Annotated in this window: 13 protein-coding genes; 8 read left to right on the top strand and 5 right to left on the bottom strand. The window is 76.9% G+C overall.

The window, feature by feature from the left end:
• Positions 1-233 precede the first annotated feature (233 nt).
• The 3 genes from ACSUPT_RS23595 (at position 234) to ACSUPT_RS23605 (ending at position 3,119) form a co-directional block, all read left to right on the top strand.
• A complete protein-coding gene (locus tag ACSUPT_RS23595; protein WP_351968171.1) occupies positions 234-881 on the top strand; it encodes a maleylpyruvate isomerase family mycothiol-dependent enzyme in 648 nt (215 codons plus the stop codon).
• 214 nt (positions 882-1,095) lie between these two features.
• Positions 1,096-2,463: a sensor histidine kinase gene (locus ACSUPT_RS23600; protein WP_436945452.1), complete on the top strand. Its 1,368-nt coding sequence runs from the start codon at positions 1,096-1,098 to the stop codon at positions 2,461-2,463.
• On the top strand, positions 2,451-3,119 hold the full coding sequence (locus ACSUPT_RS23605; protein WP_436945453.1) for a LuxR C-terminal-related transcriptional regulator: 669 nt from the start codon (positions 2,451-2,453) through the stop codon (positions 3,117-3,119). The genes ACSUPT_RS23600 and ACSUPT_RS23605 overlap by 13 nt, the downstream gene beginning before the upstream one ends.
• A gap of 7 nt (positions 3,120-3,126) precedes the next feature.
• Here the strand turns inward: ACSUPT_RS23605 and ACSUPT_RS23610 are convergent, their stop codons facing one another.
• A complete protein-coding gene (locus tag ACSUPT_RS23610; RefSeq protein ID WP_436945454.1) occupies positions 3,127-4,284 on the bottom strand; it encodes a glycosyltransferase family 4 protein in 1,158 nt (385 codons plus the stop codon).
• A 205-nt stretch (positions 4,285-4,489) separates the two neighbouring features.
• Entirely contained in the window at positions 4,490-5,899 is a 1,410-nt protein-coding gene (locus ACSUPT_RS23615) for a glycosyltransferase 87 family protein (protein ID WP_436945455.1), read from the bottom strand.
• A gap of 172 nt (positions 5,900-6,071) precedes the next feature.
• Between ACSUPT_RS23615 and ACSUPT_RS23620 the strand changes: the two genes are divergently transcribed.
• From ACSUPT_RS23620 to ACSUPT_RS23630, 3 genes are all read left to right on the top strand, one after another.
• Complete coding sequence (locus tag ACSUPT_RS23620; RefSeq protein ID WP_351968176.1) at positions 6,072-6,806, top strand: VOC family protein; 735 nt, start codon at positions 6,072-6,074, stop codon at positions 6,804-6,806.
• A 204-nt stretch (positions 6,807-7,010) separates the two neighbouring features.
• Positions 7,011-7,577, top strand: coding sequence for a GNAT family N-acetyltransferase (locus ACSUPT_RS23625; protein ID WP_351964957.1), 567 nt, complete (start codon positions 7,011-7,013; stop codon positions 7,575-7,577).
• 248 nt (positions 7,578-7,825) lie between these two features.
• Positions 7,826-8,014 carry a hypothetical protein gene (locus ACSUPT_RS23630; RefSeq protein ID WP_361661549.1) on the top strand — a complete coding sequence of 63 codons (189 nt, stop codon included), beginning with the start codon at positions 7,826-7,828 and terminating at the stop codon, positions 8,012-8,014.
• 368 nt (positions 8,015-8,382) lie between these two features.
• On the opposite strand, the gene ACSUPT_RS23635 is transcribed toward ACSUPT_RS23630, so the two are convergent.
• Positions 8,383-9,555, bottom strand: coding sequence for a calcium-binding protein (locus ACSUPT_RS23635; RefSeq protein WP_365730448.1), 1,173 nt, complete (start codon positions 9,553-9,555; stop codon positions 8,383-8,385).
• 188 nt (positions 9,556-9,743) lie between these two features.
• On the opposite strand from ACSUPT_RS23635, the gene ACSUPT_RS23640 reads away from it, so the two are divergent.
• On the top strand, positions 9,744-10,394 hold the full coding sequence (locus tag ACSUPT_RS23640; protein WP_351964955.1) for a 4'-phosphopantetheinyl transferase family protein: 651 nt from the start codon (positions 9,744-9,746) through the stop codon (positions 10,392-10,394).
• A 9-nt stretch (positions 10,395-10,403) separates the two neighbouring features.
• Positions 10,404-11,357: a HEAT repeat domain-containing protein gene (locus ACSUPT_RS23645; RefSeq protein ID WP_436945456.1), complete on the top strand. Its 954-nt coding sequence runs from the start codon at positions 10,404-10,406 to the stop codon at positions 11,355-11,357.
• A 187-nt stretch (positions 11,358-11,544) separates the two neighbouring features.
• Here ACSUPT_RS23645 and ACSUPT_RS23650 read toward each other — a convergent pair whose 3' ends face one another.
• Positions 11,545-11,715 (bottom strand): hypothetical protein, encoded by a 171-nt coding sequence (locus ACSUPT_RS23650; protein WP_351964953.1) that lies wholly within the window; start codon positions 11,713-11,715, stop codon positions 11,545-11,547.
• Positions 11,716-11,793: 78 nt separating this feature from the next.
• Positions 11,794-12,537, bottom strand: coding sequence for a hyaluronoglucosaminidase (locus ACSUPT_RS23655; RefSeq protein WP_351964952.1), 744 nt, complete (start codon positions 12,535-12,537; stop codon positions 11,794-11,796).
• Between the last annotated feature and the right edge of the window lie 10 nt (positions 12,538-12,547).

A 12,547-nucleotide genomic window follows, 5' to 3' on the forward strand; every position in this document is an offset into this window, starting at 1 on the left:
TGGCGGGCGGCGCGCGGCGGGCCGTCGCGCCGGCCCCGTGGCCGACCCGAGACGCCCCGCCGGGGTGCGAACCGGCCATACGGACGTGAGGCCCGTTCCCGCCCGTACCGGGGCGCCGCCGTGCGGGGGCGCAGGAGACCGCCTCGTACCCGTACGCCGTATAAAGGCTGCTTCCGGCCACCAGTAGCCGTGGTTGTTGGCGTCGCGCCGCGGCGGGCGACATGATGGGGATCATGTCTGACACGGCACGGCAGCAGAGCCCGGAGACAGTCAAAGCGGCGATCGCGGCCGAGCGCCGTGAACTGGCGGACGTGCTGGACACGCTGCGCCCCGACCAGTGGGACGCCCCGTCCCTGTGCGGCGGTTGGACGGTACGCGACGTCGCCGCGCACATGAGCCTGGGGTTCCGCTACTCCCTTCCCCGGATCGCCCGGGAGATCATCAGGGCGCGCGGCAGCCTCGACCGCATGACCGACCACTGCGCCCGCGCGGACGCCGCCGCGTTCTCCACGGCCGAACTCGCCTCGTTCCTGCGGGACAACGCGCACCACCCGTGGAAGCCCCCGGTCGGCGGCATCGCGGCGGCGCTCGGCCACGACGTGATCCACGGCCTGGACATCACCGTCCCCCTCGGCCTGGACCGCAAGGTTCCCGAGGACCGCGTGCGCATCCTCCTGGGCACGGTCAACCCGAAGACCGCCCGCTTCTTCCACGCCGACCTCGACGGCGTCCAGCTCCGCGCCACGGACATGGACTGGACGTACGGCACCGGCGACCCCCTGTCCGGCACCGCCCAGGACCTGCTGCTGGTCGCCTACGGCCGCAAGCTCCCTCCCGGCCACCTCACCGGCACCCCCGAAGCCCGCTTCACCCTCCGCTGACCCCCGCGCCGGGCCACCCCGCGCCCCGCCCCGCACGGCGCGCCGCGCACCCGCCGCTCCGCCTGGGGCGTGCGGGAGCATGGGCTCGGTGTCCCGCCAATTGCTCGACGCTCGCGGTCACTTGGCCGGGTGGGCGGGCGGCCGGTCTGTGCGCCGCGGGTCGTTACAGTACCCGTGGAGCCGTACACGATCTGCCTGCGGAGGAGGGCCCGGGATGACCGTCGCCGTGTGGGAGGGGATGCGGCGAAGGCCCCTGGGGTTCGCGGTGTCCGCGTGGGTGCCCCGGTGCTGGGCGTTCCTGCTGAGCGGGGTCCTCGTGGGCGGCGTGGTGCTGCTGCTCCTCGTCGTGCTGCTGTTCGCCGGCATCTCCCTGTCCCTGGTCGGCATCGGGCCGGCCGCGGTCTGCGGGCCGGCCGCCCTCGTCGCCGTCGCCGTGTCCGGCGTCCCCGTAGCGGCCCTGGAACGGCGGCGGTTACGGCTCGTCGAACCGGTGCCGCTGCCCGACCCGCACGGCGCCCCGACCCGCGCGGTCGCCACGCCTCGTACCGTCGCCCCGGCCCGCACAGGGGCCCTGGCCCGTACCGGCCGGTGGCCCCGTACCGGCCCCCTGCGCTGGCTGCGCACCCGGCTGCGGGAAGGCGCCACCTGGCGCGAACTCGCCTACACCCTCGTCCTCGGCGTCGTCCTCACCGCCACCGGCCTCGGCTTCACCGCCCTCCTCGGCCTGTCGGCGATCCTCACCGCCGCGCCCCTCGTCGTGTGGGCCCTCGCCCCCGAGACCGTCATGCTCATCCCCGGCCACGCGGTCCCGCACCCCCTCGCCGCGCTCCCCGCGACCGCCGTCGGCCTGCTCGGGCTGCTGCTCTGCGCCTACGTGGGCGGGCTGCTGACCGGCGCGCACGTGTGGGTCGCCCGGTCCCTGCTGTCGGCCCGCGAGGAGGACCTCCGCAGCCGCGTCATCGAACTGACCCGCTCGCGCGCCCGGCTGGCCGACGCCTTCGAGGCCGAACGCCGCCGCATCGAACGCGACCTGCACGACGGCGCCCAACAGCAGCTGGTCGCCCTGTCGATGACGCTCGGCCTCGCCGAGCTGGAACTGCGCGGCCAGGACTCGCCCGCCGCCCCGCTCATCGCACGCGCCCGCGGCGAGGCCCGCCAGGCCCTCGACCAACTGCGCTCCCTCGTACGCGGCATCCACCCGCAGGTCCTCACCGACCACGGACTGGCCGCCGCCGTCACCGAACTCGCCCTGCGCAACCCCATCCCGGTCACCGTCGACATCGACCTCCCGCACCGGCTGCCCACAGCGGTCGAGACCACCGCGTACTTCACCGTCACCGAGGCCCTGACCAACGCCGCCAAGCACAGCGGCGCCGAACGGGTCACCGTCACCGGGCGCCTGAGCGACGGCGCCCTCGTCCTCGACGTCACCGACGACGGCCGCGGCGGCGCCGACCCCGACGCCGGTGCCGGACTGCGCGGCCTGGCCGACCGGCTCGCCATCCTGAGCGGGACGCTCACCGTCACCAGCCCCGACGGCGGCCCGACCCGGCTGCGCGCGGAGGTGCCGTGCTCCGCGTAGTGCTCGCCGAGGACGCCGTACTGCTGCGCGCCGGGCTCGTCGAGGTGCTGTCCCGTGTCGGCCACCGGGTCACCGCCGCCGTGGGCGACGCCGGCGAACTGATGCGCGCCGTGGACGCCGACCCGCCGGACGTGGTCATCACCGACGTGCGCATGCCTCCCGGCTTCCGCGACGAGGGCCTGAAGGCCGCGCTGGAACTGCGCCGCCGCCATCCCGGCCTGCCGGTCCTCGTCCTGTCGCAGTACGTCGCCACCGCGTACGCGACGCAGCTCCTCGGCGGCGACGCGGCGACCGGCGGCGGCCTCGGCTACCTGCTGAAGGACCGCGTCGGGGAGGTCGCCGACTTCCTCGACGCGCTGGACCGGGTCGCCGGAGGGCAGACCGTCATCGACCCGGAGGTCGTACGGGTCCTACTGGCCGGGCGCACCGCCGACGAGCCGCTGCGGCGCCTCACCCCGCGCGAGCGGGAGGTGCTGGCCCTGATGGCCGAGGGGTTCAACAACCAGGCCATCGCCCAGCGGCTGTCCATCACCGAGGCGTCCGTGGTCAAGCACTCCGGCAACATCTTCATGAAGCTGGAGCTCGACCCGGAGGAGGGCAACCGCCGCGTCCTCGCCGTCCTCGCCCACCTCCGCGGCGAGGCCGCCGCCACCTGACGCACCGTCACCACCGGCATACGGCGTACGCGTCCGGGGCGACGGCCGGGTCGAGCAGCCGCGCCAGGCGCTCCGCCGACGCGTCCCACGACCAGTGGCCGTCCACCCACGCCCGGCCCGCCCCGCCCATCGCGCCCGCCCGCTCCGGGTCCCGCAGCAGCGCCGACACGGCACCGGCCACCGCCCTTGCGTCCCGGCCGTCCACCACCGTGCCCGTCACCCCGTCGAGGACCGCGTCCGGCGCGCCGCCCGAGTCCCCGGCGACCACCGGAAGCCCGCTCGCCGCCGCCTCCAGGAACACGATCCCCAGCCCCTCGGCCTCCAGCCCCGCCTTCCGTGTCCGGCACGGCATGGCGAACACGTCGGCCGCCGCGTAGTACGGCGCCGTCGAGGCGTGCTCCAGGCCGCCCGCGAACACGACGTGCCCGTCGGCGTACCGGCGTGCGAGCGCCCGCAGCCGCTCCTCGTCCGGTCCGCCGCCGACGATCACCAGCACCGCGTCCGGCACGGCCCGCCGGATGCCGGGCAGCGCCCGTATGAGCGTGTCCTGGCCTTTCCGCGCCACCAGCCGGGACACGCACAGGACGACCTTCCGGTCCCCGATGCCGTGCCGCTCGCGCACCTCCCGCGCCGCGCCGGGCGCGGGCCTGAACGCCGCCGTGTCCACACCGGGCACCAGCCGCACCAGCCGGGCCCGCGGCCCCAGGGCGGGAGCGATGCGGCGGCGGGTGTACTCGCCCAGGTACGTGACGACGTCCACGTGGTCGCCCACGCGGCGCAGCACCCGCCGGGCGCCCGGTGTGCGCGCCCACCAGATCTCGTGGCCGTGCGTGGTGGCGACCACGCGCCGCGCGCCGCCGTGCCGCAGCGCCGGGGCCATCGCGGCCAGTGGGGCGGCGGCCCCGAACCAGACCCGGTCGCAGCCGTGGCGCCGCGCGATCTCCACGGCCCGGCGCGCCACCCGCGGCGTGGGCAGCAGCATGCGCGCGGGGTCCCTCACCACGGGGAACGGCAACGTCGCGTCGTACGCGGCGGCACCGGGCTCGCTGGAGGTGTACACGACCACGTCGCCGCCGGGGAGGCGGGTGGCCATGGCGTGGACGAAGGTCTCGATACCGCCCTGCCGGGGCGGGAAGTCGTTGGTGACGATGAGGGTGGTCGGCATGCCGGGGGGTGCCTTTCAGGTCGGGGGTGGGGGAGAGGGGCGAGGGCGTCGGTCGTCGGTCGTCGGTGGGGAGGCCGCCGGGAACGCGTCGTAGATCCGCTGTCGCGCGGGGTGCGTACGGCGCGTGGGCGCGCTGCCGGTGGTGCGCAGGCGGGCGCGGGCGATCCGGTGACGCGCACGGGGTTGTGCGGCGGGACGCGGGGGCTCAGGGGGCGGGCGGGTCGGTCGGCGCCGTACGGGGTGGCCCCGAGGCCCGTACGACGTGGCTCCCCGGGGCCACATGGCTCGGCACCACATGGCCCCGGACCACATGGCCCCTGGCCACATGGCCCAGCACCACGTGGCTTCGCACCACATGGCCCCGGACCACATGGCTCCGCGTCGCGCGGCCGGGCCCGCGGGTGCCGTCCACCAACCGGGCCAGGACCGCGAGCAGCAGCGGCAGCGCCAGGTAGCCGTACCGGCCCGCCGGTGCGAGGAGGAAGCCCGCGGCGAGCCCGACGGCCAGCCGGTCGGCGGCGGCCACGAGCCCCTGCGGCGGCCGTACGGCGAGGGAGGCGGCGACGCCCACCCCGCAGGCCAGCAGCAGCCCCACCGCCGCCCACCAGCCGCCCGGCCCCAGCTCGGCCAGCAGCCGGCCCGGCAACGGGCTCGCCGCCGGGGTCTCCCACGGCCCGCGCCCGGTCGGGAACGCGAACACCTGCCGCACCAGCGGTCCCGGCGCCAGCACGGCGGCCGGCAGCAGGACGAGGGCCGTGCACGCCACCGCCGTGGCCGCACCCCGCACCGCGGCCCGCGGCCCCGCGCGGTGGGCCAGGAGCGCGACGGCGACCGCGACGGCCGGCCACGCCGTCCACTTCAGCGAGCAGGCGGCGGCGAGCGCGAGCCCGGCGGCGACCGGGCGGCGCCGCGCCGCGTACACCAGCGCCAGCAGCAGCAGGCCGGTCAGCGGCAGGTCCACTCCGCTCACGCACAGCGGCAGCGCCACGACCGGTGAGGCGACCAGCGCGCCCACGGCGGCCCGCCCCGTCCCCGCGCGTCCCCGCCACCGACCGGCCACGGACCCACGCCCCGCTCCGCCCGCGCCGGGAACCCCACCACCCGCCCGCCGCGCCGCCGCCACACAGCCGAGGAAGAGCGCGGCGCACCACAGCCGGGCGTCACCCGCCGCGGCGGGAAGCGGGCCGCCGTCCCCCCACACCGCCCGGGGCAGTCCGAGCACGGCCATGCCCGGCAGATACGGGGTGACCTCGGCCACCGTGCGCGGATCGGCCAGGTACGGATGGCCCTGACGCAGCGTCAGCACCCCGGCCCGCTCCATCACATGGACCTCGCTCTGCGCCGCGCCGCTCACCAGCAGCACCAGCAAGGGCACCGCCACCGCGCCGGCGAGCGCCACCCGCACCGACAGACAAGGCCGGGCCCGCCCGCGCGCCGCCCACAGCGCGGCGCCCGCCGCGCCGAGGTATCCGGCGCACGCGATCGCGCCCCACACCCGGTGCGGCTCGGGTGCCGCGACCAGCGCCAGCACCCCCGCCCACGCGGCGGCGGCGAGCCAGCCGCCGCACCACACCAGCCGGGGACTCCACGGAACACGCGTCAGAAGATCGGCCACCCGCCCATCACACCGGGGCGGGGGCAGCCCGGTCATGACGGCCAGGTCGAGACCTGATGGTCGGCTTTACCCGACCATCCACCCCGGGAGCACCCCGGTCCGGTGCCCCGCGAACGGCCCCAACGCGGCGTACCCGAACGCCAGTTCCTCCTCCCGGTATAGGCTTCCGGGCATGGCATCGCAGCTTGTGCAGGTGAACTTCAAAGCGCGCGACGACGCGGCGCTGGGCCGGTTCTGGGCGGACGCCCTCGGCTGGGGGGTCGACAGCGAGGGACCCGGTGTGACCAATGTGGAACCGGTGGGCTTCACCTGGCCCGATCCCTCCGCCGTCTGCGTCGACTTCGTCATCGTCCCGGACCCCGAGTCGGTCCGGTACCGCACGCACATCGAACTCGCCACCACCTCCGAGGCGCATCACGAGGAGCTGGTCGCGCGCCTGAAGGAGCTCGGCGCGACGCCCTCCGACGCCTGCCGGGGCGACCTGCCGCAGACCGTCATGGCGGACCCGGAAGGGAACGTCTTCTGCGTGCTGGAACCGCGCGAGATCCACCGGGACACCGGGCCGATCGCCGCTGTGGTCGTCGACTGCGAGGACCCGCGCGCCATGGCCGCGTTCTGGAGCGAGGCGGTCGACTGGACCGTGCACGAGCTGACCGACGAGCGGGCGCTGCTGCGCTCGGCCAAGGGCGTCGGCCCGTATCTGGAGTTCCTCCGCACTCCGCATCTGCTGGACGCCTGCAGCCGCGTCCACATCGACGTGCTGCCGGCTCCGGGGGAGCAGGAGGCGGAGGTCGCCCGCCTGCAGGCCCTGGGCGCGAAGCTCGCCGGCGGCGAGCGCGGCGAGTTCCCCTGGAAGATCATGACGGACCCGGAGGGCAACGACTTCTGCGTCCTGCGCCGGGGCTGACGCCACGGCTCCCGCGCGCGGCGTGCACACCCCGCGCGCCGCGCGCGCCGTACCCGCGCCCCGGCCCCGTACGCCCCGGCCCCGCCGCGAGGGAGTCGTCCCCGGCCGCGGCGAGGAGAACGAGCCCGGCGTGGCCTGCCACGGGACCGGACCGCGGGCCGAAACCCGACGGTGCGGCGCGGGCGCCGTCGTAACGTCGCCCGCATGGACGCCACCGCCTACACCTTCCGCACCGCCCGGCCGGAGGACGACGCCGCCATCGCGGCGATCGACGGGTCCTTCACCACGCGCACCGTCTTCCGCGTCGAGGCGCGCGAGGACGGGTTCTCACTGCGGGAGGTGGCCGTCGAACCGCCCCTCACCAAGGTGTTCCCCGACGACGACCCGCAGGACGAGGAGGACGGCGGCGAGGGCGGGGACGGCAGCGGCGGGCGCGCCGTGTTCGTCGCCGTCGCCCCGGACGGGGAGATCGCCGGGTACGCCGCCGTCTCCCACGCCCCGTGGAACCGGCGGCTCGTCGTCGACGACATCGAGGTCGCCCCCGCGCACCGGGGACGCGGAGTGGGGCGCGGGCTCATGGGGTGCGCCACGGCCTTCGCCCGGCAACGCGGCGCCGGACACCTGTGGCTGGAGGTCAGCAACGTCAACGCCCCCGCCGTCCACGCCTACCACCGCATGGGCTTCGCCCTCTGCGGGCTCGACACGACCCTGTACGACGGGACCGCGTCGGCGGGTGAGCAGGCGCTGTACATGAGCATGCCCTGCCCCTGAGCCCCGCCCTGCCCCGCCCTGGGGGCCGTTCCGGTACCGCTCCCGGCGCGTGTCCAGCGGGCCCCGGTGGCCCCGGGTGACGGCCTCGCCCTCGGCTCCCGCACCCCCGCCCCGGCCGCTCCGGTTTCCCACCGGCCCCAGGGGTGGAACCGGCTCCTCCGGGTACCCGTGCCTCTCCCGCCCCGCCGGGGCGGCGACAACCAGCGGTAACGGCGGCGAGACCGGCCCGGCTGATCCGGAGGCGTGCGATGACCGACCCCATGAGCGACGCGTGGGGCTACCCGACCCCGTCCCAGGCGGAGGGGGAGCGGGAGCCGGACGTGCAGGAACACCCCGACGTGGCCCGGACGACCCCCTCCCAGGCGGAGGGCGAGCGGGTCGCCGAGGAGACCGAGACGGAACTCGGGAGCGAGGCCCGCGAGAAGAAGATCACCTAGGCCGGCCGCCGGGCCGGTGACCCGCGGCGGCCCGGGGCGCCTCGCCCCGGCACCGGTGACGCACGCCCGCGTCCGGACCGGTCGACCAGGCCCGCGTTCGGGCCGGTCACCAACGGCTCCCGTACAGGCCGGTCAGCCCGCTGTCCGGGCCGGTCACCTGAGGTCCGCGTCCGGGCCGGTCACCCGAGGCCCGCCTCCGGCCCGCCACTCCTCACCCCGGCCGGATTCCGCGGCCCGGCGCCGGACCGTACAGGGGCGGCCGGGTGCGAATCCTCCGGCTTCCTGGGGCGCGGCACCCGAGTCCGGGCCGCCGCGGCGGACCGCCCAGCCCCCGCCACGGCGTGCGGCCCCGGCGCGGGCCCGCCGGTTCATGCCTCGCAGGAGACCTCCGTGTCCGTGCCCGCCTCGCCGTCGCAGTCGTCCGTGCCCTCCGCGCCGTCCTGGCGGTCGTCCGCCGGGCCGCCGCGCAGCAGGTCGTCACCCTCGCCCCCGTCGATGCGGTCCGGCGCCCCGCCTCCGGCGGCCGACCGGGTCGCCGGGCCGGCTCCGTCGACGTTGTCGCCGAACAGCCGGTCGTCGCCGCCACGGCCCTCCACCAGGTCCTCGCCGCCCGTCGCGCCCGCGGGATCGCCGTACGCGCTGTCCCCGGCCAGGACGTGCTCCCCCGCGGCCCCGCCCAGCACCCGGTCGTCGCCGGAGCCGACGGCGGCGCCGTTGCGGGCGTGGTGGTCGCCCCAGGCGGCGAACCCGCCGTCCTCGCCCAGGTCCACGAGGTCGTCGCCGCCCGCGCCCCGCGCGTCACCGGCCAGGGCGACGCTGTCGCCGGTCGCGTCGCCGTACTCGCCGGGGCCCTCCCGCAGCACGTCGTCACCGGCCCCCGAGGCCGCGTACACGCCCAGCGCGTCACCGATCAGGCCGTCGTGGCCCTCCTCGCCCTCCAGCACGTCGTCGGCACCGCCGATCGCGAGGTCGCCCCGGCTGTCGCCGACCAGCGAGTCGTCGTCCGGCCCGCCCAGCAGCGTGTCCGGTGCGGCCCCGGAGGCGGTGCCCTGCGCGGCGTAGGCGTCGCCCACCAGCATGTCCAGGCCCTGCCCGCCGATCAGCCGGTCGGCACCCGCCGGACCCGTCGCGTCGCCGGTCCGTGCCCCCTGGTCGCCGACGAGGACGTCGTCGCCCGTCCCGCCTTCCAGCCGGTCCCGGCCGGCGTCGCCGAACAGCAGGTCGTCGCCCGCGCCGCCGCTGATCCGGTCGTCGCCGCCCCCGCCGCAGACCACGTCGTCGCCCCCGCCGCCGTCGATCACGTCCGCGCCCGGAGTGCCCACGATCACGTCGTCGCCGGGCGTGCCGACCGTACCGGTGGTCGTCGCCGCCACGCCGAAGCACATCCGCGCGTCCGCCCCACCGCCCTCCGCCGCCCGTGGCGCGTCCGCCGCGCCCGCTCCGGGCGCGGCGGAGCCGACCAGGGCCGCCGCGGCGAGTACCTGGACGCAGACGGTGCGGACGATCCGGCGGACCGGGCTTCTTCGGTGCTCGTACGGCATGGTGCGCTCCCTGGTGGATGGTGGTGGTGTCGCGGTCACTGCCGCGTGATCCCTTCCATCACCGCCGGGCGCCACCGCCGGGGGTGGCGGTGATTTCATCCGTTCAGATAATGATCCGGTCGTGTGTCCGTGTGCGAAGGTGTCCCCGCCGGGGTACCGCCGCCGTGCCGTGGGGGGAACGAACGACCGTGATCGACCAGCTGCTGCCGTCCCGGGTGTCCGTCGCCGAGGCGTTCCACGACCCGCCGGACCTGCCGCTCCTCGGCACGGAGGCCGAGGAGGTGAGCCGCGCGGTCGACAAGCGGCGCCGCGAGTTCACCACCGTCCGCTGGTGCGCCCGCCGGGCCCTCGCCGGCCTTGGCATCGGGCCCGTGCCGATACCGCGCGGCGAACGCGGCGCGCCCGTGTGGCCGGACCGGGTCGTCGGCAGCATGACCCACTGCCAGGGCTACCGCGCCGCGGCCGTGGCGCACGACACGGACCTGCGGGCCATCGGCATCGACGCCGAGGACCATCAGCCGCTCCCGGACGGCGTCCTGAGCCTCGTCGCGTCGGAGACCGAACGGGCGCATCTCGCCGCACTCGCCGGGCGCCGGCCGGAAGTCCACTGGGACCGGCTGCTGTTCAGCGCCAAGGAGTCGGTCTACAAGGCGTGGTTCCCGCTCACGCGCCGCTGGCTGGGCCACGAGGACGCCGAGCTGGTCTTCGGGGTGGACGGCGTGTTCACGGCGCGGCTCCTGGAGACGGACCCGGCGGTGCCGGCGGAGGGGTTCACCGGCCGGTGGGCCGTGGACGGCGTCCACGTGGTCACCGCCGTGACGGTGCCGGTGGCGCGCTAGCGTCCCCGCATGGCGATGTTCGTCCACCTGACCGCCGCCGCGAACGCCGCCCGGGTGCGGCGCGGCGGGATACGCGCGGTCAGCCGGGGGCGCGGTACGCCGACGGCGGCGGTGCCCGGCCCGGGGGCCCCGGCGGGCTCCGGGCCGGGGGCGGGGCCCGGGGGAGTCCGGAGGGGCGTGTACTGCTTCCCGGTGCTGCCCTCGTACACCCTCACCCACCAGTGGCTGCGCGAGCTCGCCCGGCACGGCGGGCCGCGCGGCCTGGTCGCCGTGCACCTGCGCCTGCCCGACGACGAGCCGGTCGCCGTCGGCCGCTACACGGACCGGAGCGGACCGGTGTGGACCACGGCGGCCGACGCCGTACGGCGCGTCGCGGAGCTGCCCGACGCGCGCGGCTGGGAGGTGTTCGTCCCGCGCGCCGTCACCCGGCGGGAGGTGCACCGGGTGCGCGCGGTGCGGCAGGTGGCGGGCTGGCGGTACTTCCCCGGCGCGCACGGGGTGGCGCCCTGCACCTGCGCGGGGTGCGTGGTGCGCGGCGCGTACGGGTCGCGGCGGCTGCGCGAGCGGCGCCCCCACCCCTGGGACGGCCCGCCGCCCCCGCCGCGCGTACTGCTGCGGCGGATCGAGGCGGCGGCGGACGGCACCGGCGGGCCCGCGACCGGCACGGGGCCCGGGTCCGGCGGGGAAGCCGGGGCAGGGGCGGTGCCCGGCGGGGACGCCGCCGCGCTGTGCGACGCGCTGCACTGGTACGGGATGCGGCGCCGCGGCCCCGTGGAACGCCTCGCCCCGCTGGCCGGCCACCCCGACGCGCGCGTACGGGCCGCGCTGGCCGAGGCGGTCGGCGGGTGGTCGACGCCGGGCGTGGACGCCCTGTTGGAGCGGCTGGCGGCCGACCCGGACCCGGATGTGGCCGAGGCCGCGACGGACGCCGCGGCCCTGCGCGCCCCTGACCCGCCCGGCTGACCCGGCCGTGGGGGCGCCGCCGGTTGCAGGCCCGAGCCCGTACGGGCGGGCGCCGCCGGCCACGGGACCGACGCTTCGGAGCCGGACGCCGACGCCCGGAGCCGGACGCCGAACCCGGAGACGTACCGCCCCGGAGGCCCGGAGACGCACCGCCCCGCCGGGCCCGGGGCCCGCCGACGGCCGTCGCTCAGCCCTCCGCGGGCGCCGTCCCCGCCTCCGGCTTCGCCTCCGCCTCGGCGAGACGGGCCCGCAGCGCGGCGTTCTCCTCCTCCAGGAGCGTGATCCGCTTCCGGGCGAAGTACAGCTCCATCACGGCGTCGTGGAACTCGGCGACCAGCTGGTCGGGGGTCAGGTGCATCGTCGGAACTCTCCGGTCTCAGGGGTACGGACGGACAGGGGTACGGGTGCCGGGCGCGGGGCGACCGCGGCCGCCCGCTCAGGCCGGGGCGATCCGGCTGGGGTCGCCGTCGGGGCCGCGCCACCACAGCTCGCCGTTCTGCGCGTACAGCACGCCGCCGCCGCGCGAGTCGACGCCCGCCGGGGCGGTCGCCACGTCCACGATGCGGACCAGGCCCTCGACCATCAGCGCCGAGTCGGTGTCGGGCCGCTGGACGATGTGCAGCTGCGACCAGGGGTTCGCGCCGATGTTCATGCCGATGCCGACCCGGCCGCTGCCCTTCACCACGAAGTCGTCGCGCCCGTTGTTGCGCAGGCAGATCAGATTGCCCTTGGTGGGGCCGTTGCCCGCGATCAGGTGGATGCCCTGGGCGGCCGTACCGGCCACCGTCAGGTCGATCGACAGGGCGGAAGCCCCCGCGTCGGACCCGTCCGGCGCGCCGACGTGGGTGATCTTCACCGTGCCGCGCTGCGCCCGCTCGTGGCCCTTGATGTGGACGGTCGACTCGTCGGGGTTGTCCGAGATGACGTTGAGCGCCGCGCTCCCTCCCGACCTGCCCGCCTGATAGAGCGTCAGCACGTGCTCGGTCGTGGACGTCGTCTTGAGGAAGGCCGAGTTGGTCGTCGTGTTGGTGACGAAGCGCTGCGCCACCACCGGGCCGTCGAAGGTCGTCGTCTCGCCCGCGGCCTCGGCCGTTCCGGCGGCCGCCGCCTCGCCGCCCGCGGCGACGGTCACCGCGCCCGCCGTGAACCCGCCGATGAACAGCCTCCGTGTCACGCTCATGCGTCCGCAC

This window comes from Streptomyces sp. SudanB25_2051, assembly GCF_964272635.1.
In the GTDB taxonomy this organism is placed as follows: Bacteria; Actinomycetota; Actinomycetes; order Streptomycetales; family Streptomycetaceae; genus Streptomyces.